Source organism: Marinomonas sp. PE14-40, assembly GCF_051623805.1.
Classification (GTDB): domain Bacteria; phylum Pseudomonadota; class Gammaproteobacteria; order Pseudomonadales; family Marinomonadaceae; genus Marinomonas.
The window spans coordinates 3,649,975-3,670,904 of record NZ_CP130700.1 but is presented as its reverse complement, the minus strand read 5'-3'; the positions used below and the strand labels follow the sequence as shown (position 1 = coordinate 3,670,904).

Genomic DNA, 20,930 nt, shown 5'->3' with positions numbered 1-20,930 from the left:
ACTTGCTTACCAACTAGCTTTCTTCAAGCCTGGTACATCACCGCGCATAGCTGCTTCACGTAGTTTGATTCTTGACAAACCAAATTTACGATAAACACCATGTGGACGACCCGTTACTTGGCAACGGTTACGCTGGCGAGAAGAAGATGAATCACGTGGAAGTGCTTGCAATTTAAGCGTCGCTTCCCACTTTTCATCATCCGATGCATTCACATCGCTAATTATTGCTTTTAGTGCTGCACGCTTTTCAGCGAACTTAGCTACTAATTTAGTGCGTTTTGCTTCGCGTTGAATCATTGAGATCTTTGCCATGATTCCTACCTCTTATTTCTTGAAAGGGAAACTAAAGGCTGCTAACAAAGCACGACCTTCCGCATCGGTACTAGCAGTCGTTGTGATGGTAATGTCCATACCACGTACACGGTCTACTTTATCGTAATCGATTTCCGGGAAGATAATTTGCTCTTTAACACCCATGCTGTAGTTACCACGACCGTCGAAAGACTTAGGATTAAGTCCACGGAAGTCACGGATACGTGGAATAGCTACGTCAACCAAACGGTCGAAGAAGTCCCACATGCGCTCACCACGTAGCGTAACTTTACAACCGATCGGATAACCGTCACGGATTTTAAAGCCTGCTACTGATTTACGAGCCTTAGTCACTACAACTTTTTGGCCACTAAGTGCTTCAAGGTCATTTACCGCATTTTCAAGAAGTTTCTTGTCTGCGATAGCTTCACCAACACCCATATTTAATGTAATTTTCGTGATTTTAGGCACTTCCATTACATTTTTGTAGCTAAACTCTTCAGTTAGAGCTGCTACAACTTGATCTTTATAAACTTGCTTAAGTCTCGCCATGGCTATAATTCTCGCTCTTAGGCGTCGATCGCTTCACTGTTAGATTTAAAGATACGTACCTTAGTACCATCTTCATTCACTTTAAAGCCGACGCGATCCGCTTTACCAGTAGCACCATTAAAGATAGCTACGTTAGAAACCTGGATAGGTGCTTCTTTCTCGACGATACCACCAGTTGACCCTTTCATAGGGTTTGGCTTCTCGTGCTTCTTCATCATGTTGATGCCAGAAACAAGAACTCGGTTTTCGTCTACAATTTTAACAACTTTACCGCGCTTACCTTTATCTTTACCGGCAATCACAATAACTTCGTCGTTACTTTTGATCTTACGCATTTATGGTCCCCTCTCTCTTACAGCACTTCAGGTGCAAGAGAAATAATTTTCATAAATTGCTCTGAACGCAATTCACGGGTAACAGGGCCAAAGATACGTGTACCGATCGGTTGGCCAGCTGCATTCAGTAGGACCGCTGAGTTTACATCAAAACGGATTACGGAACCATCTGGACGACGAACACCTTTCTTAGTTCTAACAACTACTGCGTTAAGAACTTGCCCTTTTTTAACACGACCACGAGGGATCGCTTCTTTAACAGTGACCTTAATGATGTCACCGATACCAGCGTAACGACGGTGTGAGCCACCCAGCACTTTAATACACTGGACACGCTTCGCGCCGCTATTATCTGCAATATCAAGCATCGATTCTGTTTGAATCATTTTGCTCTCCAATAATAATTAGATAACAAGTCTCACGATGGGGCAGCTTAGATAGCTGCCGCTTTGTTAACAACTTGAACCAGGTTCCAAGTCTTAGACTTAGAATAAGGACGTGTTTCCACAACCTTTACTGTGTCGCCAATGCGACATTCGTTGTTCTCATCATGAGCGTGTAATTTAGTAGAACGACGAATAAACTTGCCGTATAGAGCGTGCTTTTCAGTACGTTCTACTAGTACTGTGATGGTTTTATCCATCTTGTCGCTTACTACTTTACCAGTAGCTGTGCGAGCTTGAGTTTCTGCATTTGCCATTAGTTACCTGCCTTATCATTTAGCACGGTTTTAACACGTGCGATATTGCGGCGAACTTGAGGAAGCAAATGAGTTTGCGTTAGCTGGCCAGTAGCCTTTTGCATACGCAACGTGAATTGCTCTTTTAGCAGTTCAATCAAGCTTTCCTGTAGCTCAGCTACAGACTTTTCTTGTAAATCTTTTGCTTTCATCTACATCACCGTACGCGTCACGAAAGTTGTGGCCAGAGGAAGCTTAGCGGCTGCTAGTGCGAAAGCTTCGCGAGCTAGCTGCTCTGAAACACCCTCAACTTCATAAAGCATTTTACCAGGTTGAATCTGTGCAACCCAGTATTCTACGTTACCCTTACCTTTACCCTGACGAACCTCTAGAGGCTTCTGAGTAATCGGCTTATCAGGGAAAACACGAATCCAGATTTTACCACCACGTTTGATGTGACGAGTCATTGCACGACGCGCCGCTTCAATTTGACGAGCCGTAATACGACCACGTGCTGTGGATTTCAAACCAAATTCACCAAAGCTGACTTGGTTACCGCGTAATGCAAGACCACGGTTACGGCCTTTTTGCATTTTACGGAACTTAGTACGTTTCGGCTGCAACATATGCTACCCCCTACTTAGACTTCTTCTTTTGTGCGCCTTTATTAGCTCGCACTTGCTCAATACCGCCCAAGATTTCGCCTTTGAAGATCCACGTCTTAACGCCAATGATGCCGTAAGTTGTGTTTGCTTCATAAGTAGCGTAGTCAATGTCAGCGCGTAGAGTGTGTAATGGTACACGACCTTCGCGGTACCATTCTGCGCGTGCAATCTCTGCACCACCCAGACGACCACTTACCTGAACCTTGATACCTTTTGCGCCTGCGCGCATTGCGTTTTGTACTGCACGTTTCATAGCACGGCGGAACATTACGCGACGCTCTAGTTGACCAGCAATATTCTGAGCAACAAGTTTAGCGTCTAATTCAGGCTTACGAATTTCTTCGATGTTGATGTGCACTGGCACACCCATCATGTCAGAAACTGCGTTACGTAGCTTCTCTACATCTTCACCTTTCTTACCAATCACGATGCCTGGACGGGCTGTGTGGATAGTGATGCGTGCAGATTGAGCAGGACGTTGAATCTCGATACGAGAAACAGAAGCCTGAACTAATTTACCTTCTAAGTACTTACGTACCTGAAGATCGTTTAATAGCAACTTAGAGTAGTTTTGATTATTCGCATACCAAGTAGAAGTATGGTCTTTAACTATCCCTAGGCGTATTCCAGTTGGATGAACCTTCTGACCCATTGGGTTTCTCCTAATTAGTCAGCGACTTTCACTGTAATATGACAACCGCGCTTCAAGATGCGATCCGCACGGCCTTTGGCACGTGGCATGATACGCTTATACGTTGTAGCTTCGTCAACGTATACAGTTGAAACACGTAGGTCATCTATATCAGCACCTTCGTTATGTTCAGCATTTGCAACAGCTGATTCTAGTACTTTTTTAACTAGTACTGCTGCTTTTTTAGGGCTGAACGCCAAGATGTCAAGCGCCTCGCTAACAGATTTGCCGCGGATTTGATCTGCAACCAAACGGGCCTTCTGCGCTGAGAGGCGAGCACCTTTTAATGAGGCTTTTACTTCACTCATATTTATTACCCCTTATTACCGTTTGGCTTTCTTGTCCACGACGTGACCGCGATATGTGCGGGTCGGAGCGAACTCACCCAATTTATGACCTACCATGTCTTCAGTTACAAGAACTGGGACGTGTTGGCGACCATTATGGACAGCGATAGTCAACCCTACAAATTCAGGGAAGACAGTAGAACGGCGAGACCAAGTTTTGATTGGACGTCGATCATTCTTTTCTACCGCAGCCTCTACCTTTTTCAACAAATGAAGGTCGATGAAAGGACCTTTTTTTAGTGAACGTGGCACAGTCGTTTCCTCTTATTACTTAGTACGACGACGTACAATAAGTTTATCGGTACGCTTATTACTGCGTGTCTTGTAACCTTTGGTTGGCATACCCCAAGGACTAACTGGGTGGCGACCACCTGAGCTACGACCTTCACCACCACCATGTGGGTGATCTACCGGGTTCATCGCCGCACCGCGAACGGTTGGACGAATACCACGCCAGCGACTAGCACCAGCTTTACCTAGCACGCGTAAGCTATGCTCGGAATTGGATACTTCACCAAGAGTTGCACGACACTCAGTCAATACTTTACGCATTTCACCTGAACGTAGGCGAAGAGTAACGTAACGACCTTCACGAGCAACAAGCTGAGCAGAAGCACCAGCAGAACGCGCTACTTGAGCACCTTTACCTGGCTTAAGCTCAATGCAATGCACAACACTACCAACAGGAATATTTTGCAATGGCAAATTATTACCTGGTTTGATAGGTGCATCAGCACCGTTAGAAACAGTGGTTCCTGCTACCATGCCTTTAGAAGCAATGATATAACGACGTTCACCGTCAGCATATAAAACCAATGCTATGTTTGCAGAACGGTTTGGATCATATTCCAAACGTTCAACTACCGCTGGGATACCATCTTTGTTACGACGGAAATCAACCATACGGTAATGCTGCTTATGACCACCACCTACGTGACGCGTAGTGATGCGACCATTGTTGTTACGACCACCAGATTTGCTCTTCTTAGAAAGAAGTGGTGCATATGGTGCGCCTTTGTGTAGGTTTTCACCTACAACTTTAACAACGTGACGACGGCCTGCAGACGTTGGCTTACATTTTACAACAGCCATTGACCTATCTCCCCTTATTCAGCTAAGAAATCAATTTCTTGGCCTTCAGTCAAACGTACGTACGCTTTTTTAACGTCGTTACGCTTACCAAGACCACGAGCAGTACGCTTAGTCTTACCTTTTTGGTTCAAGGTACGAACAGTGTCTACTTTGACTTCAAATAGAGCTTCGATTGCTTGTTTAATTTCAGTTTTTGTCGCATCACCAACTACACGAAAAACATACTGACCATTGCCTTCAGCAACGATAGTAGCTTTTTCAGAGATGTGTGGTCCTAACAAAACCTTATAAATACGTTCGCCGATCATGCTAATGCCTCCTCAACTTGCTTAAGAGCACCAACAGTCACCAACACTTTGTCGTAAGCAATCAAGCTAACTGGATCGATAGACGCCGCATCGCGTACATCAACATTTGGAATGTTACGTGCTGCTAGGAAAAGATTCTCATCTAATTCTGCAGAAACGATTAAAGCATTCTCAATATTCAATTCAGCCATTTTAGCTTTGAAAAGCTTAGTTTTTGGAGCTTCCAAACTAAGTTCTTCAACTACAACAAGACGGTCTTGACGTACTAGCTCAGACCAGATGGTGCGCATTGCTGCACGATACATCTTCTTGTTCACTTTCTGTGAATGGTCTTGTGGACGAGCAGCGAAAGTTACGCCACCGCTACGCCAGATAGGACTACGAATAGTACCAGCACGAGCGCGACCAGAACCCTTCTGTTTCCATGGCTTGCGACCACCACCGGCAACATCAGAGCGAGTTTTTTGAGCACGTGTACCTTGACGAGCACCAGCCAAGTAAGCAGTAACTACTTGGTGAACTAGGGCTTCGTTGTATTCACGAGCAAAGGTAACTTCTGAAACTTCTAAAGTTCCTTCAGTTCCTGTTAGATTCAAGTTCATTGTCTACCCCTTCTAGCGAGCTTTAACAGCTGGTTGAAGAATAACATCACCATTAGTCGCGCCAGGAACTGCTCCTTTCACGATGATTAGGTTACGTTCTAAATCAACGCGAACCACTTCTAGTGATTGAGTAGTTACTTGAGCTGCGCCCATGTGACCCGCCATTTTTTTGCCTTTCCAAACACGACCAGGTGTTTGACATTGACCAATGGAACCAGGTGCACGGTGAGACAATGAGTTACCATGGGTTGCATCTTGCATACTAAAGTTATGACGTTTGATTGCACCCTGGAAGCCTTTACCTTTTGATTGACCAATAACGTCAACAGTGGCAATAGACTCGAAATCAGCAACAGTCAGTTCATCACCAACATTGATTTCTTTTTCGTCACCAGAAAGACGGAACTCCCATAAACCACGACCAGCTTCAACTTTCGCTTTTGCAAAGTGACCTGCAGCTGCTTTATTGACGCGACTCGCACGGCGAGAACCAACAGTTACTTGAACAGCTGTATAGCCATCAGTATCTGCAGTTTTTACCTGAGTTACGCGGTTCGGTTCTACTTCGATGACGGTTACTGGCACGGATACACCATCTTCATTGAAGATACGTGTCATTCCGGCTTTGCGTCCGACTAATTGAATAGCCATTTTATACCTCGTTTGCCAGTTGTGTAAGGGGCTATCACCCGCTACGGCTGATCATTCCAGATCATTCCACTAATGTGCATAAGCCGATTGATACCAATCGGTTCTCGCACCCCAATCTTTAAGAATTAACCTAAAGAAATTTGTACTTCCACGCCTGCCGCAAGATCTAGCTTCATTAGAGCATCAACAGTTTTTTCTGTTGGCTCAACGATGTCTAGAACACGTTTGTGAGTACGGATTTCATATTGATCACGTGCATCTTTGTTTACGTGAGGAGAAATCAGTACTGTATAACGTTCTTTGCGAGTAGGAAGTGGAATAGGTCCACGTACTTGCGCACCTGTACGTTTCGCTGTTTCCACAATCTCTTGTGTTGAAGCATCAATCAGACGATGATCAAACGCTTTCAAACGAATACGAATTTTTTGGCTTTGCATTTCCAACTCCAAATACAGTTTTTTGTGACGCTTTAGCCTTAATAGCTAAACTGCCTTCCTCTTTTGAGGACGGCGAATCTTATCGATTTGCAAACTGGTTGTCAAGTAACCAATTTAACAATTCATTTAACGCATATTTCTATTTCACATAAAAAAGGGCCACCCTTTCGGGCAGCCCTTTGAAACCATTAATATTTTACTATTTAACTAGTAAATTATTTGATGATTTTAGCAACAACACCAGCACCAACTGTACGACCACCTTCACGGATCGCGAAACGTAGACCTTCGTCCATCGCGATTGGGTGAATTAGGGAAACAGTCATCTGAACGTTATCACCAGGCATTACCATTTCAACGCCTTCAGGTAGCTCACAAGCACCAGTTACGTCAGTTGTACGGAAGTAGAACTGTGGACGGTAACCTTTGAAGAATGGAGTATGACGACCACCTTCATCTTTAGAAAGTACGTATACTTCTGCTGTGAAGTCAGTGTGAGGATTGATAGAACCAGGCTTAGCCAATACTTGACCACGCTCAACATCTTCACGCTTAGTACCACGTAGAAGTGCACCAATGTTCTCACCAGCACGACCTTCGTCAAGAAGCTTACGGAACATTTCAACACCAGTACACGTAGTAGTTGTTGTCTCTTTAACACCAACGATCTCTACAGAATCACCAACGTTAACGATACCACGCTCAACACGACCAGTTACAACAGTACCACGACCCTGGATAGAGAATACGTCCTCGATAGGCATGATGAATGCACCATCGATAGCACGCTCTGGCTCAGGAATGTAAGTATCTAGAGTTTCAACTAGTTTTCTTACTGCAGTTGTACCCATTTCGTTGTCGTCTTGACCGTTCAAAGCCATTAGAGCAGAACCAGGGATGATTGGAGTGTCGTCGCCAGGGAATTCGTATTCAGAAAGAAGATCACGAAGTTCCATGTCAACCAACTCTAGCATTTCAGCGTATTCTTCAGAATCCGCACCGCCACAGTCTTCAGCTAGTAGGTCAGCTTTGTTTAGGAAAACAACGATGTAAGGTACACCTACTTGACGAGAAAGTAGGATGTGCTCACGTGTTTGAGGCATAGGGCCGTCAGTTGCACCACATACCAAGATAGCACCGTCCATTTGAGCAGCACCAGTGATCATGTTTTTAACATAATCGGCGTGTCCTGGGCAGTCTACGTGTGCGTAGTGACGGATTGTTGAATCATACTCAACGTGTGAAGTCGCGATTGTGATACCACGCTCACGCTCTTCAGGAGCGTTATCGATACCAGCGAAGTCAACTGCTTCACCACCGAAAACTTCTGCACATACACGAGTAAGTGCAGCAGTTAGAGTTGTTTTACCGTGGTCAACGTGACCGATTGTGCCAACGTTTACGTGTGGCTTATTACGTTCAAACTTAGCTTTTGCCATGATACATACACCTTATAAGATCTGTAGGTAGATGATTAATATTCTTTATTGATGATCGCATCTGCCACACTTGACGGCGCTTCAGCGTACTTCTCAAATTCCATTGCATAACTTGCACGACCTTGCGACAAGCTACGTACATCGGTAGCATAACCGAACATCTCACCCAAGGGCACTTCTGCTCGAATTACTTTACCAGACGGAATGTCATCCATCCCTAACACCACACCACGACGACGATTCAGGTCACCCATCACATCACCCATGCAGTTTTCAGGAGTAACAACTTCCACCTTCATAACAGGCTCTAAAAGACAAGCATCGGCCTCAACCGCGCCCTTCCTTAGCCCCTGAGATGCGGCTATGTGAAAAGACATATCACTTGAGTCAACATCGTGGAATGAACCACCGACCAACACAACCTTTAGCCCCAAAATTGGGAAGCCGCCGATTACGCCGTTCTTCATTTGCTCAGATACACCCTTCTCTACCGCTGGGATGAATTCCTTAGGGATTTCACCACCAACAATCTCGTTGACAAATTCCAACCCTTCTTCAACAGTCGGGATAAGTTTCATTACAACGTGACCGTATTGTCCTTTTCCGTTAAATTCACGGATGAACTTTTGGTCAATTTCAACTTCTTTACGAAGCTTCTCACGATACGAGACTTGAGGGTTACCAATGTTCGCCTCAACCTTGAACTCACGCTTCATACGCTCAACAAGGATATCTAAATGCAACTCACCCATACCGGATATAATGATTTGACCCGTCTCTTCATGCACTTCCACACGAAACGAAGGATCTTCTTGCGCTAACTTAGCCAACGCAACATTCATTTTATCCTGATCAGCTTGTGACCTAGGCTCTACCGCAACTGAAATGACCGGTTCAGGAAAGTCCATACGCTCCAATACAATCGCCTTATCTGGGTCACACAAGGTGTCACCAGTTGTAATATACTTAAGACCAATTATTGCAGCAATGTCACCCGCCCGAACTTCTTTAATCTCTTCTCGATTATTCGAGTGCATTTGAACCATACGACCAATGCGCTCACGCTTCCCTTTAACGGAATTATAAACAGCATCGCCAGATTTCAACACACCAGAGTAAACGCGAACGAAGGTTAACGTACCTACGAATGGGTCAGTCGCAATCTTAAAAGCAAGTGCGGCAAAAGGAGCCTTATCATCTGCTTTTCGATCATCTGACGTTTCACCATCCTCTAGCGCCCCTTCAATAGCCTTCACCTCTAATGGTGATGGCAGATATTCAACTACTGCATCAAGTACAGCTTGAACACCCTTATTTTTGAAGGCTGAGCCACAAGTCACTAAAACGATTTCGCTTGCCAGCGTTCTAGCACGCAAACCCACTTTAATGTCTTCGATAGATAACTCACCTTCTTCAAGGTACTTATCCATCAGCTCTTCATTTGCTTCAGCCGCAGCTTCAACAAGCTTTTCACGCCACTCTTCTGCAGTATCAAGCAAGTCAGCAGGAATCTCTTCATAATTGAAGGTCATACCCTGATCAGCTTCATTCCACATAACAGCTTTCATCAATATTAAATCGATAACGCCTTTAAAGTCGTCCTCAGTTCCAATATTGATATTAATAGGCACAGCATTTGCTCCAAGACGCTCTTCAAGTTGCTCAACTACATTAAAGTAATTGGCACCAACTCGGTCCATCTTATTCACAAACACCAATCGCGGAACTTCATATTTATTGGCTTGACGCCATACAGTTTCAGTTTGAGGCTGAACTCCAGAAGACCCGCAAAGCACGACAACCGCACCATCCAACACTCGCAAAGAACGCTCAACCTCTATTGTGAAGTCTACGTGCCCAGGCGTATCAATAATATTGACTCTGTGCTGATCAAACTGCTTACTCATCCCACCCCAAAAACAGGTAGTGGCAGCAGATGTTATGGTAATACCGCGCTCTTGTTCTTGCTCCATCCAGTCCATAGTGGCAGCGCCATCATGAACCTCACCAATTTTGTGGGATAGACCAGTATAGAAAAGAACACGCTCAGTTGTCGTCGTTTTACCAGCGTCAACGTGTGCACAAATACCAATATTGCGATAGCGATTGATAGGTGTTGTACGTGCCACGATTTACTCTCCGAATTTTTAGAAACGGTAATGCGAGAACGCTTTGTTAGCTTCTGCCATGCGGTGAACGTCTTCACGTTTCTTAACAGCAGAACCTTTGTTTTCAGCAGCATCTAAAATTTCGCCAGCTAGACGAAGTGCCATTGATTTTTCCCCACGCTTACGTGAAGACTCAACCAACCAACGCATAGATAGAGCTGCACGACGTGCAGGACGTACCTCAACAGGTACTTGGTAGGTAGCACCACCAACACGGCGAGACTTAACCTCAACCATAGGCTGGATAGATTCCAGTGCTTTTTCGAAGATAGCCATTGGCTCTTCTGTTTTTGCGCGAGTTGCAACAGTTTCTAGTGCATTGTAAACAATGCTCTCTGCTACAGACTTCTTGCCACTAACCATTACATGGTTAATAAATTTAGCAAGAAGTTGGCTTCCATGTTTAGGATCTGGAAGTACTTCACGCTTTGCGACGACGCGTCTTCTTGGCATGTCTATATCCTTCTTCAGGTTAGTCCGAGACAAAAATTTGTGCTCGGCCTTACTGTATTAAAAATTTTGTCTAATCGTGCTTCTAAATAAGTTATTAACTTACTTAGGACGCTTAGTACCGTACTTAGAACGGCCTTGCTTACGATTTTGTACGCCTGAAGTATCAAGACTACCGCGAACTGTGTGGTAACGAACACCTGGCAAATCTTTTACACGACCGCCACGGATCAACACAACACTGTGCTCTTGTAGGTTATGACCTTCACCACCAATGTAGGAAGTTACTTCAAAGCCGTTAGTCAAGCGAACACGACATACTTTACGCAAAGCCGAGTTAGGCTTTTTAGGTGTAGTAGTATATACGCGTGTGCAGACACCGCGGCGTTGCGGACAAGCTTGTAACGCAGGTACGTCACTCTTTGCCACTTTACGTTTACGTGGTTTACGAACCAACTGGTTAATGGTTGCCATTAAACAAGCTCCACTGAATCCAACATTAAAAGGCGGAAATCGCCAATATTTAGGATGCGCAAGTTTAGTTTGCGCTTATAAAACAGTCAATAGGGAGGCGACTAAAAAATCGCCTCCCTACCCAATTTGCATCGAATTTTAGTCTTTTAGTGCCGCACTTAGTGCTTCTTCTACATCAGAAGCGCTAATTGTTGCTGAACCTTCTTTCTCTGCGCGCGCAAGTTCTTTCTTATTCTTGCGCTCACTGTGGTAAGCCAAACCTGTTCCAGCTGGAATCAGACGACCTACTACAACGTTCTCTTTCAAGCCACGCAAATGGTCTTTCTTACCTGTTACCGCACCTTCAGTTAACACGCGAGTTGTTTCCTGGAAGGATGCTGCAGAGATAAATGACTCAGTTGCCAAAGAGGCTTTAGTGATACCAAGCAATACACGCTCGTATTTAGCAATGAATTTCTGTTCAGCTTCCGCTTCTTCATTTGCTTCAAGTACTTGCGTTAATTCAACCTGATCACCTTGAATCAAGTTAGTATCACCTGATTCAGAAATATCTACCTTACGCAGCATTTGACGAACGATAACCTCAATGTGCTTATCGTTGATCACAACACCCTGTAGACGGTAAACCTCCTGGATCTCACTAGTGATGTACTCAGCTAATGCTGCTACACCTTTCAAGCGCAAGATATCATGAGGATTCAATGGACCATCGGCAATAATCTCACCACGCTCCACTTCTTCACCATCAAAGATGTTGATTTGACGCCACTTAGGAATCAAAGTCTCAATTGGATCAGATCCATCTTGAGCATTGATTACCAAACGAATCTTACCTTTAGTCTCTTTACCAAAGCTAACCACACCAGAAGCTTCAGCCATAACAGCTGGATCTTTAGGACGACGCGCTTCAAACAAGTCAGCAACACGAGGTAGACCACCGGTAATATCCTTGTTACCAATTGTTTCTTGAGGAATACGTGCAAGTACCTCACCAGACTTAATGCTGGCACCATGATCAAGACTCAAAAGAGCTTTCTCTGGAAGCATGTATTGCACTGGAGAATCGGTACCTGGAACAAGTACTGGCTCACCCTTCTCATCGACCACAGCAATCATAGGACGTAAGTCTTTACCCGCTGCAGGACGATCTTTAATCTCAAGAATTTCAATCGTAGTCAAACCAGTCATTTCGTCAGATTGACGACGGATAGTTTGACCTTCTTCCATACCACTGAATTCAAGACGGCCTTCCATCTCAGAGACAATTGGGTGTGTGTGTGGATCCCAGTTAGCAATAACTTGGCCCGCTGACACTTCTTCGCCGTCTTTAACAGTCAACAAAGCACCATATGGAAGTTTATAACGTTCTTTCTCACGACCAGCCTCATCAGCGATTGCCAATTCAGATGAACGCGAAACAATAACTAAGTTACCGTCAAAACGTGTGATCGCTTTCATTTTATGGAAACGAACGGTACCCGCACTCTTAACTTGTACACTATCAACAGCTGACGCACGAGACGCCGCACCACCGATGTGGAAAGTACGCATTGTTAGCTGAGTACCGGGCTCACCGATAGACTGAGCAGCAACAACACCGATTGCTTCACCAATGTTAACCAAATGACCACGACCTAGATCACGACCGTAACAAGTACTACATACACCATGCTTAACATCACAGGTGATAACAGAACGTACTAGCATCTCGTCTACACCAGCAGATTCAATTGTGCGCACGTGGTGCTCATCAATCAAAGTACCGCCAGGTAATACAACATTACCTTTACTATCCATTACATCAGTAGCAGCTACACGACCCAGTACACGTTGACCTAGTGGGATTACTACATCACCACCCTCAATCATTGCACTAGCAATCAAACCGCGCTCAGAACCACAATCTACATCTGTTACTACAAGGTCTTGCGCTACATCTACAAGACGACGAGTTAGATAACCAGAGTTAGCTGTTTTCAAAGCGGTATCGGCCAAACCTTTACGCGCACCGTGAGTCGAGGTGAAGTACTGTAGTACTGACAAACCTTCACGGAAGTTAGCTGTAATAGGTGTTTCGATGATGGAACCATCTGGTTTCGCCATCAGACCACGCATACCACCAAGCTGACGCATCTGAGCAACACTACCACGGGCACCGGAGTCGGCCATCATATAAACAGAGTTAAATGATTGCTGCTCAACAGTTTCACCTGCTTTGTTAGTAGTATGCTCTTTTGCCAAGTTTTTCATCATGGCATCAGTTACTTTCTCGTTGGTACGAGACCACAAGTCGATAACTTTATTGTATTTCTCGCCTTGAGTTACAAGACCATCAGCGTACTGATATTCGATCTCTTTAACTTCAGACTCAGCTTGTTCAATGATTTCTGCTTTTTCTGGCGGGATAACAAAGTCATCTACACCAACAGAAGAACCTGATGCTGTTGCATACTGGAAACCGGTATACATCAATTGGTCAGCAAAGATACAGCTCTCTTTCAAGCCGACTTTACGGTAACACTCATTAATCAGGTTAGAGATCGCCTTCTTCTTCATTGTTTGGTTAACAACAGAGAATGGTAGGCCATCAGGTACAATATCAAACAATAAAGCACGACCAACAGTTGTATCAGCAATAAAGGTTGAAGCAACCTTGTCACCTTCAATTGTTGTATCTACTTGATTGATACGAACCTTAACTTTGGCATGCAAAGCAACTTGCTTAGCACCATATGCACGATGAACCTCTTTAATGTCAGAGAACATCATACCTTCACCTTGCGCGTTAATTTTGTCACGCGTCATATAGTAAAGACCTAATACAACGTCCTGAGAAGGAACGATGATAGGCTCACCATTTGCTGGAGAAAGGATGTTGTTAGTCGACATCATAAGCGCACGCGCTTCCAACTGAGCTTCAATAGTCAGTGGAACGTGTACCGCCATTTGGTCACCATCAAAGTCAGCGTTATATGCCGCACACACAAGTGGGTGCAACTGAATCGCTTTACCTTCGATTAGCATAGGCTCAAATGCCTGGATACCTAAACGGTGAAGAGTAGGCGCACGGTTAAGCATAACCGGGTGCTCGCGGATTACTTCATCTAGGATATCCCAAACTTCTGGTGTTTCACGCTCAACCATTTTCTTCGCCGCTTTGATGGTTGTAGCCATACCGCGAAGCTCTAATTTAGAGAAAATAAATGGTTTGAATAACTCAAGCGCCATCTTCTTAGGAAGACCACACTGATGTAAGCGTAAAGATGGACCTACTGTGATTACAGAACGACCAGAATAATCTACACGTTTACCCAACAAGTTCTGACGGAAACGACCTTGTTTACCCTTGATCATATCAGCAAGAGATTTCAGAGGACGCTTGTTAGAACCAGTAATTGCACGACCACGACGACCATTATCCAATAGCGCATCAACAGATTCTTGCAACATACGTTTTTCGTTACGTACGATGATATCTGGCGCAGCCAATTCCAATAGACGTTTTAGACGGTTATTACGGTTGATAACGCGGCGATACAAGTCATTCAAATCAGACGTCGCAAAACGACCACCTTCAAGTGGCACTAGAGGACGTAGATCCGGCGGAAGTACTGGAAGCACTTCAAGCACCATCCACTCTGGGTTATTACCAGAATGATAGAAAGCTTCTACCAACTTAAGACGCTTAGATAGCTTCTTGATACGTGTTTCAGAGTTAGTTGCATTTAGCTCTTCACGCATTGTCTGTATTTCAACAGGCATATCAAGATCGCGTAATAGCATTTGGATCGCTTCAGCACCCATGCGGGCATCAAATTCATCACCAAACTCTTCTAGCGCTTCAAAATATTGCTCATCATTAAGCAACTGGCCTTTATCAAGCGTTGTCATACCCGGATCAATCACGATGAAAGATTCAAAGTACAATACGCGCTCAATGTCACGTAACGTCATATCTAAGATAAGACCTATACGAGAAGGCAAAGATTTTAGGAACCAGATGTGAGCAACAGGTGAAGCTAGCTCAATGTGTCCCATGCGCTCACGACGCACTTTAGACAAAGCAACTTCAACACCACATTTTTCACAAATAACACCACGGTGTTTCAAACGCTTATATTTGCCACACAAGCACTCATAGTCCTTAATAGGACCAAAGATTTTTGCACAGAACAAACCATCGCGTTCAGGTTTAAAGGTACGATAGTTGATGGTTTCTGGTTTTTTAACTTCACCAAAAGACCATGAACGAATCATATCTGGCGACGCTAGACCGATACGAATTGTATCGAACTCGTCTGATTGTCCTTGTGATTTTAGAAGACCTAATAAGTCTTTCATAGAAAATCGCCCCGTACGTAAGGCTGGGAGAATCACTCTCCCAGCAGGTCAAATATAATTCGTGCTTAATCTACTTCAAGTTCAATATCGATACCAAGAGAGCGAATCTCTTTGACCAATACATTGAAGGATTCAGGCATACCTGGTTCCATTCTGTGATCGCCGTCTACGATGTTTTTATACATCTTAGTACGACCATTCACATCATCAGATTTCACGGTTAGCATTTCTTGCAATGTATATGCAGCACCATAAGCTTCAAGTGCCCACACCTCCATCTCACCGAAACGCTGACCACCGAATTGAGCTTTACCACCCAACGGTTGCTGTGTAACCAGACTGTATGAACCAGTAGAACGCGCGTGCATCTTATCATCAACCAAGTGGTTCAATTTAAGCATGTACATGTAACCAACAGTTACTGGACGCTCAAAAGATTCACCGGTACGACCGTTGAACAATTTGATTTGTCCGCTCTCATTGATACCAGCAAGACGTAACATACGCTTAATCTCTGACTCTTTAGCACCATCAAAGGCACCAGAAGCCATAGGAATACCACCTTTCAGATTACCCGCTAGCTCCATGATGTCATCATCAGAGAAGCTATCAAGATCTTCTGAACGAGCACACTTCGCACCATCACCTTCATGACCGTTATAAACTTCATCAAGGAAGGTACGTAGTTCAGCAACATGCTCCGCTTTCTCGCGCTCAACTTCTAGCATTTCATTGATCTTACGACCAAGACCTTTAGAAGCTGCACCCAAGTGAGTCTCAAGTACTTGACCTACGTTCATTCGCGAAGGTACACCCAATGGGTTTAGTACGATATCAACTGGGTCACCATTTTCGTCATACGGCATATCTTCAACAGGCATGATCTTAGAGATTACACCCTTGTTACCGTGACGGCCGGCCATTTTATCACCAGGCTGGATGCGACGCTTGATCGCTACATAAACTTTAACAATCTTAAGTACGCCAGGCGCAAGATCATCACCGCTTTGTAGTTTACGTTTCTTATCTTCGAACTTCGCATCTAACTCTTTACGACGCTCAACTAGAGCCGCTTGCGCTTTCTCTAATTGCTCACTCGCTACTTCGTCGATAACGCGAATCTTGAACCACTCAGAGTGCTCAAGCGCTTCTAGATAATCAGCAGAGATAATTGAGTTCTTAGCTAGCCCAGGACCGCCTTCTACAGCTTGTCCCACTAGCGCTTCAGCCAAACGCTCAAAAGTTGCTTGCTCAACAATGCGGAACTCTTCATTCAAGTCTTTACGAACTTGATCTAACTGAGATTTCTCGATTGATTTAGCACGCTCATCTTTATCAATACCATCACGTGTAAATACTTGTACGTCGATAACTGTACCGCGCGTACCTGTTTTAACACGTTGAGATGTATCTTTAACATCAGATGCTTTTTCACCGAAGATAGCACGCAATAGCTTCTCTTCTGGCGTTAGCTGGGTTTCACCTTTAGGAGTTACTTTACCAACTAGAATGTCGCCTGGCTCAACTTCAGCACCGATATATACGATACCTGATTGATCAAGCTTAGATAGTGCACCTTCACCAACATTCGGGATATCCGCTGTGATTTCTTCTGGCCCAAGCTTAGTATCTCGAGCAACACAAGTCAGTTCCTGAATATGGATAGACGTGAAACGATCTTCTTCAACAACGCGCTCAGATACTAGGATCGAGTCCTCGAAGTTGAAACCGTTCCAAGGCATGAAAGCGATACGCATGTTTTGGCCAAGCGCCAATTCACCCATATCAACAGAAGGACCATCAGCCATGATGTCGCCAGAAGCAACACTCTCACCTTTCATTACCAAGGTACGCTGATTAATACAGGTGTTTTGGTTAGAACGTACATATTTAGTTAGGTTATAAATATCTACACCAGCTTCACCTGCAAGTGTCTCTTCTGAGTTTACACGAACCACAATGCGGCTAGCGTCAACTGCTTCGATCACACCACCACGTCGTGCAACAATACATACACCAGAGTCTTTAGCTACATTACGCTCCATGCCTGTACCAACAACTGGCTTATCAGCCTTAAGCGTTGGAACCGCCTGACGTTGCATGTTCGAACCCATCAAAGCTCGGTTAGCATCATCGTGCTCTAGGAAAGGAATCAATGAAGCAGCAACAGAAACGACCTGACGTGGTGACACGTCCATTAGGTTCACTTTCTCTTTCTGGATCAATGTTGTTTCATGCATGTGACGAACCTGAACCAGCTCATCAGTTAAACGACCTTCGCCATCTACTTTTACAGACGCTTGAGCAATTACGTACTTAGCTTCATCGATAGCAGATACATAGACAGTCTCATCTGTCATCTTACCATCAACAACCTTACGGTATGGCGTTTCTAAGAAACCATAGCTATTTGTACGCGCGTAAGTAGAAAGAGAGTTGATCAAACCAATGTTTGGTCCCTCTGGCGTTTCGATAGGACATACACGACCATAGTGAGTCGCATGTACATCTCGTACCTCAAAACCAGCACGTTCACGAGTAAGACCACCGGGGCCTAATGCAGAAACACGACGCTTGTGAGTAATTTCAGACAATGGATTGTTTTGGTCCATGAACTGAGATAACTGACTAGAGCCGAAGAATTCTTTGATTGCAGCAGCAACAGGTTTCGCGTTTAGCAAGTCTTGTGGCATTAGGCCATCAGCTTCTGCCATAGACAGACGCTCTTTCACTGCACGCTCAACTCGCACCAAACCAACACGGAATTGGTTTTCTGCCATTTCACCAACAGAACGAATACGACGGTTACCTAGGTGATCGATGTCATCAACCATGCCATTACCGTTACGGATATCAAGCAAGGTCTTAAGAACAGCGACGATATCATCGTTGTCCAAGATGCCCGCACCAGTATCTTCATCACGGCCTAGACGGCGGTTGAATTTCATACGACCAACACCAGATAGATCATAGCGATCTTCTGTGAAGAATAAGCCTTGGAATAGACCTTCAGCAGATTCTTTAGTTGGTGGCTCACCAGGACGCATCATACGGTAGATTTCTACCAATGCTTCTAGTGGGTTGTTTGTTGGGTCGATACGTAAAGTATCAGAAATGAACGGACCGTGATCCAAATCATTTGTATATAGCGTTTCGATTTCTTTAATGCCAGCCGCTACTAATGCTTCCAACAATTCAACTGTCAATTCAGTGTTTGCTTCAGAAATCAATGCACCCGTTGCAGAGTCCACTAGATTAGTCGCTGTCACTTTACCTAGCATATACTCTAGCGGAACGCTCAAGCGCTCAACGCCTGCTTTATCCATAGCTCGGATATGCTTAGCAGTAACACGACGACCTTCTTCAACAATAACCTTACCTTCAGTATCGGTAATGTTAAACATTGCAGTTTCGCCACGCAGACGATTTGCAATCAACTCCATCTCAAAGCCATCACGACCAAGATAGAATTTCGTTGTTTCAAAGAAAGTTTCTAAAATTTGCTCAGTGTTATAACCCAAAGCACGTAGTAAAATTGTTACTGGCAATTTACGACGGCGGTCAATACGTACGAATACGCAATCTTTTGGATCAAACTCGAAATCCAACCAAGAACCACGGTATGGAATTACACGGGCAGAATGAAGCAATTTACCTGAAGAGTGTGTTTTACCGCGATCGTGATCGAAGAAAACACCAGGTGAACGATGCAACTGAGATACGATTACACGCTCAGTTCCATTAATAACAAAAGTACCATTTTCTGTCATGAGCGGAATCTCGCCCATGTAGACTTCTTGCTCGCGAATATCTTTGATGGCTTTATTAGACGACTCTTTATCATAAATAATAAGTCGTACGCGCACTCTCAAAGGAGCGGCATAAGTCACACCACGAAGTTGACATTCTTTAACATCAAAAACTGGCTTACCTAAACGGTAATCAACATATTCTAGCGCTGCATTGCCGGAAAAGCTGACCATTGGAAAGACAGATTTAAAGGCCCCATGCAGACCTAAGTCCCCACGCTCTGCAAGAGGTTTCCCTTCCTGCAAGAAATTACGATAGGATTCAAGCTGAATTGCCAGCAAGTATGGCACATCCAAAACGGGCGGCAGTTTACCGAAATCCTTACGGATACGTTTTCTCTCAGTGTATGAGTAAGCCATCAGCATTCCCCAGCTTGTGCACATTGACGCAAAAGGCCCTCAATCAGGCCTTACCGAAATAAGAGACATTCTCTTATTTTAAAAATTCAAAATTTATTCAGGTGTAAACCTAAAAAGGCCGGTGACATAAAGTCACCAGCCATTCCGACTAAAAGTCGAAGTGCGAAAATACAAGTAGCATTACTTGATTTCGACAGAAGCACCAGCTTCTTCAAGAGCAGTTTTAAGAGCTTCAGCATCTTCTTTAGATACAGCTTCTTTAACTGTTGCAGGAGCACCATCAACCATGCCTTTAGCTTCTTTCAAGCCAAGACCAGTAGCTGCACGTACTGCTTTGATTACGTTTACTTTCTTATCGCCAACAGCAGTAAGAACAACGTCAAATTCAGTTTGTTCTTCAGCAGCCGCACCAGCATCGCCAGCAGGACCAGCAGCTACAGCAGCAGCTGCAGATACACCGAATTTTTCTTCCATTGCTGAAATTAATTCAACAACATCCATTACAGACATTTCTGCTACTGCATTGATGATATCTTCTTTAGATAGAGCCATGACTCAGATTCCTAGCATTTTTTAACAATATTGCCCGTAGGCAATTAAACAAAATAAATTCAAAAAGCGCGTGTAAATTACGCTGCTTCTTGCTCTTTCTGATCGCGAACTGCTGCAAGTGTACGTACGAATTTGCTAGTTGCACCTTGAATAACACTCATCAAGCGTGAAATTGCTTCATCGTATGTAGGCAGAGTCGCCAAACGATCAATGTCGCCAGCTGGGATCAACTCACCGTTGAACGCCAACGCTTTAACTTCTAGTTGATCATTTTCTTTTGCAAATTTCTTAAGCAGACGAGCTGCAGCACCTGGGTGCTCGTTAGAAAATGCAATCAGAGTAGGACCAACAAAGCTATCTTGCAAGCATTCGAAGTCTGAACCTTCAACAGCGCGCTTAGCTAGAGTGTTACGTACTACACGTACATAAACACCAGCTTCACGAGCTTCTTTGCGCAATGCAGTCATCGCACCCACGGTTACACCGCGAGAGTCAGCAACAACCGCAGACAACGCAACTTTGGCAGCTTCGTTTACTTCGGCAACAATGGCTTTTTTGTCTTCTAGACCTAATGCCACTGGTTTTCTCCTGGATTGACAGGGATATAAACATCCCCAATTTTACCAATTCTCCAACTAAATGTTGGAGTACTCACTGGTGAGCTGG

At 44.3% G+C, this 20,930-nt stretch carries 23 protein-coding genes; all 23 read right to left on the bottom strand.

Features of this window, described 5'->3' with window-relative positions; all coding sequences use genetic code 11:
* Positions 1-6: 6 nt before the first annotated feature.
* The 23 genes from rpsN to rplJ all read right to left on the bottom strand — a co-directional run bounded on the left by rpsN (position 7) and on the right by rplJ (position 20,842).
* The gene (gene rpsN / locus Q0A08_RS17010) at positions 7-312 is read right to left on the bottom strand and encodes a 30S ribosomal protein S14 (protein ID WP_009834612.1); all 306 of its coding nucleotides are present in this window, start codon (positions 310-312) and stop codon (positions 7-9) included.
* 12 nt (positions 313-324) lie between these two features.
* On the bottom strand, positions 325-864 hold the full coding sequence (rplE, locus tag Q0A08_RS17005; RefSeq protein ID WP_438462682.1) for a 50S ribosomal protein L5: 540 nt from the start codon (positions 862-864) through the stop codon (positions 325-327).
* Between the two features lie 17 nt (positions 865-881).
* Entirely contained in the window at positions 882-1,199 is a 318-nt protein-coding gene (gene rplX, locus Q0A08_RS17000; protein WP_009834614.1) for a 50S ribosomal protein L24, read from the bottom strand.
* A gap of 17 nt (positions 1,200-1,216) precedes the next feature.
* Positions 1,217-1,585: a 50S ribosomal protein L14 gene (rplN, locus tag Q0A08_RS16995; RefSeq protein ID WP_438467658.1), complete on the bottom strand. Its 369-nt coding sequence runs from the start codon at positions 1,583-1,585 to the stop codon at positions 1,217-1,219.
* A 47-nt stretch (positions 1,586-1,632) separates the two neighbouring features.
* Entirely contained in the window at positions 1,633-1,899 is a 267-nt protein-coding gene (rpsQ, locus tag Q0A08_RS16990) for a 30S ribosomal protein S17 (RefSeq protein WP_009834616.1), read from the bottom strand.
* The gene (rpmC, locus tag Q0A08_RS16985; protein WP_009834617.1) at positions 1,899-2,090 is read right to left on the bottom strand and encodes a 50S ribosomal protein L29; all 192 of its coding nucleotides are present in this window, start codon (positions 2,088-2,090) and stop codon (positions 1,899-1,901) included. The genes rpsQ and rpmC overlap by 1 nt, the downstream gene beginning before the upstream one ends.
* Positions 2,091-2,504 carry a 50S ribosomal protein L16 gene (gene rplP / locus Q0A08_RS16980; RefSeq protein WP_009834618.1) on the bottom strand — a complete coding sequence of 138 codons (414 nt, stop codon included), beginning with the start codon at positions 2,502-2,504 and terminating at the stop codon, positions 2,091-2,093. It lies immediately after the preceding gene.
* 10 nt (positions 2,505-2,514) lie between these two features.
* Positions 2,515-3,195, bottom strand: a complete 681-nt coding sequence (gene rpsC, locus Q0A08_RS16975; RefSeq protein WP_009834619.1) for a 30S ribosomal protein S3 — start codon at positions 3,193-3,195, stop codon at positions 2,515-2,517.
* A 14-nt stretch (positions 3,196-3,209) separates the two neighbouring features.
* Positions 3,210-3,542, bottom strand: coding sequence for a 50S ribosomal protein L22 (rplV, locus tag Q0A08_RS16970; protein ID WP_009834620.1), 333 nt, complete (start codon positions 3,540-3,542; stop codon positions 3,210-3,212).
* Between the two features lie 15 nt (positions 3,543-3,557).
* Positions 3,558-3,833 (bottom strand): 30S ribosomal protein S19, encoded by a 276-nt coding sequence (gene rpsS, locus Q0A08_RS16965; RefSeq protein ID WP_009834621.1) that lies wholly within the window; start codon positions 3,831-3,833, stop codon positions 3,558-3,560.
* A gap of 15 nt (positions 3,834-3,848) precedes the next feature.
* Positions 3,849-4,673, bottom strand: coding sequence for a 50S ribosomal protein L2 (gene rplB / locus Q0A08_RS16960; RefSeq protein ID WP_438462681.1), 825 nt, complete (start codon positions 4,671-4,673; stop codon positions 3,849-3,851).
* A gap of 14 nt (positions 4,674-4,687) precedes the next feature.
* Complete coding sequence (gene rplW, locus Q0A08_RS16955) at positions 4,688-4,981, bottom strand: 50S ribosomal protein L23 (protein WP_009834623.1); 294 nt, start codon at positions 4,979-4,981, stop codon at positions 4,688-4,690.
* Positions 4,978-5,583, bottom strand: a complete 606-nt coding sequence (gene rplD, locus Q0A08_RS16950) for a 50S ribosomal protein L4 (RefSeq protein WP_009834624.1) — start codon at positions 5,581-5,583, stop codon at positions 4,978-4,980. Before rplD ends, rplW begins: the two co-directional genes overlap by 4 nt.
* A 12-nt stretch (positions 5,584-5,595) precedes the next feature.
* The gene (gene rplC, locus Q0A08_RS16945) at positions 5,596-6,234 is read right to left on the bottom strand and encodes a 50S ribosomal protein L3 (RefSeq protein ID WP_009834625.1); all 639 of its coding nucleotides are present in this window, start codon (positions 6,232-6,234) and stop codon (positions 5,596-5,598) included.
* 125 nt (positions 6,235-6,359) lie between these two features.
* Positions 6,360-6,671: a 30S ribosomal protein S10 gene (gene rpsJ / locus Q0A08_RS16940; protein ID WP_009834626.1), complete on the bottom strand. Its 312-nt coding sequence runs from the start codon at positions 6,669-6,671 to the stop codon at positions 6,360-6,362.
* 215 nt (positions 6,672-6,886) lie between these two features.
* Complete coding sequence (tuf, locus tag Q0A08_RS16935; RefSeq protein WP_438462680.1) at positions 6,887-8,110, bottom strand: elongation factor Tu; 1,224 nt, start codon at positions 8,108-8,110, stop codon at positions 6,887-6,889.
* Between the two features lie 35 nt (positions 8,111-8,145).
* Positions 8,146-10,239 (bottom strand): elongation factor G, encoded by a 2,094-nt coding sequence (gene fusA, locus Q0A08_RS16930; RefSeq protein ID WP_438462679.1) that lies wholly within the window; start codon positions 10,237-10,239, stop codon positions 8,146-8,148.
* Between the two features lie 18 nt (positions 10,240-10,257).
* Positions 10,258-10,731 (bottom strand): 30S ribosomal protein S7, encoded by a 474-nt coding sequence (gene rpsG, locus Q0A08_RS16925; RefSeq protein ID WP_046019623.1) that lies wholly within the window; start codon positions 10,729-10,731, stop codon positions 10,258-10,260.
* Positions 10,732-10,830: 99 nt separating this feature from the next.
* Positions 10,831-11,202 (bottom strand): 30S ribosomal protein S12, encoded by a 372-nt coding sequence (gene rpsL / locus Q0A08_RS16920; protein WP_009834607.1) that lies wholly within the window; start codon positions 11,200-11,202, stop codon positions 10,831-10,833.
* Positions 11,203-11,340: 138 nt separating this feature from the next.
* Positions 11,341-15,543, bottom strand: a complete 4,203-nt coding sequence (gene rpoC / locus Q0A08_RS16915; RefSeq protein ID WP_438462678.1) for a DNA-directed RNA polymerase subunit beta' — start codon at positions 15,541-15,543, stop codon at positions 11,341-11,343.
* A 65-nt stretch (positions 15,544-15,608) separates the two neighbouring features.
* Complete coding sequence (rpoB, locus tag Q0A08_RS16910; protein ID WP_438462677.1) at positions 15,609-19,712, bottom strand: DNA-directed RNA polymerase subunit beta; 4,104 nt, start codon at positions 19,710-19,712, stop codon at positions 15,609-15,611.
* 180 nt (positions 19,713-19,892) lie between these two features.
* On the bottom strand, positions 19,893-20,264 hold the full coding sequence (gene rplL, locus Q0A08_RS16905) for a 50S ribosomal protein L7/L12 (protein ID WP_009834603.1): 372 nt from the start codon (positions 20,262-20,264) through the stop codon (positions 19,893-19,895).
* 77 nt (positions 20,265-20,341) lie between these two features.
* On the bottom strand, positions 20,342-20,842 hold the full coding sequence (gene rplJ, locus Q0A08_RS16900) for a 50S ribosomal protein L10 (protein WP_438462676.1): 501 nt from the start codon (positions 20,840-20,842) through the stop codon (positions 20,342-20,344).
* Between the last annotated feature and the right edge of the window lie 88 nt (positions 20,843-20,930).

Bases quoted from the DNA above. Each gene is read 5' to 3' on its own strand.
- rplX (WP_009834614.1), bottom strand. From the start codon at position 1,199: ATGCGTAAGATCAAAAGTAACGACGAAGTTATTGTGATTGCCGGTAAA.
- rplC (WP_009834625.1), bottom strand. From the start codon at position 6,234: ATGGCTATTCAATTAGTCGGACGCAAAGCCGGAATGACACGTATCTTC.
- rplD (WP_009834624.1), bottom strand. From the start codon at position 5,583: ATGAACTTGAATCTAACAGGAACTGAAGGAACTTTAGAAGTTTCAGAA.
- rpoC (WP_438462678.1), bottom strand. From the start codon at position 15,543: ATGAAAGACTTATTAGGTCTTCTAAAATCACAAGGACAATCAGACGAG.
- rpsQ (WP_009834616.1), bottom strand. From the start codon at position 1,899: ATGGCAAATGCAGAAACTCAAGCTCGCACAGCTACTGGTAAAGTAGTA.
- tuf (WP_438462680.1), bottom strand. From the start codon at position 8,110: ATGGCAAAAGCTAAGTTTGAACGTAATAAGCCACACGTAAACGTTGGC.
- rplP (WP_009834618.1), bottom strand. From the start codon at position 2,504: ATGTTGCAGCCGAAACGTACTAAGTTCCGTAAAATGCAAAAAGGCCGT.
- rplV (WP_009834620.1), bottom strand. From the start codon at position 3,542: ATGAGTGAAGTAAAAGCCTCATTAAAAGGTGCTCGCCTCTCAGCGCAG.
- rplB (WP_438462681.1), bottom strand. From the start codon at position 4,673: ATGGCTGTTGTAAAATGTAAGCCAACGTCTGCAGGCCGTCGTCACGTT.
- rpoB (WP_438462677.1), bottom strand. From the start codon at position 19,712: ATGGCTTACTCATACACTGAGAGAAAACGTATCCGTAAGGATTTCGGT.
- rplN (WP_438467658.1), bottom strand. From the start codon at position 1,585: ATGATTCAAACAGAATCGATGCTTGATATTGCAGATAATAGCGGCGCG.
- rplW (WP_009834623.1), bottom strand. From the start codon at position 4,981: ATGATCGGCGAACGTATTTATAAGGTTTTGTTAGGACCACACATCTCT.
- rpsJ (WP_009834626.1), bottom strand. From the start codon at position 6,671: ATGCAAAGCCAAAAAATTCGTATTCGTTTGAAAGCGTTTGATCATCGT.
- rpsN (WP_009834612.1), bottom strand. From the start codon at position 312: ATGGCAAAGATCTCAATGATTCAACGCGAAGCAAAACGCACTAAATTA.
- rplE (WP_438462682.1), bottom strand. From the start codon at position 864: ATGGCGAGACTTAAGCAAGTTTATAAAGATCAAGTTGTAGCAGCTCTA.
- rpsL (WP_009834607.1), bottom strand. From the start codon at position 11,202: ATGGCAACCATTAACCAGTTGGTTCGTAAACCACGTAAACGTAAAGTG.
- rpsC (WP_009834619.1), bottom strand. From the start codon at position 3,195: ATGGGTCAGAAGGTTCATCCAACTGGAATACGCCTAGGGATAGTTAAA.
- rplL (WP_009834603.1), bottom strand. From the start codon at position 20,264: ATGGCTCTATCTAAAGAAGATATCATCAATGCAGTAGCAGAAATGTCT.
- rpsG (WP_046019623.1), bottom strand. From the start codon at position 10,731: ATGCCAAGAAGACGCGTCGTCGCAAAGCGTGAAGTACTTCCAGATCCT.
- rpmC (WP_009834617.1), bottom strand. From the start codon at position 2,090: ATGAAAGCAAAAGATTTACAAGAAAAGTCTGTAGCTGAGCTACAGGAA.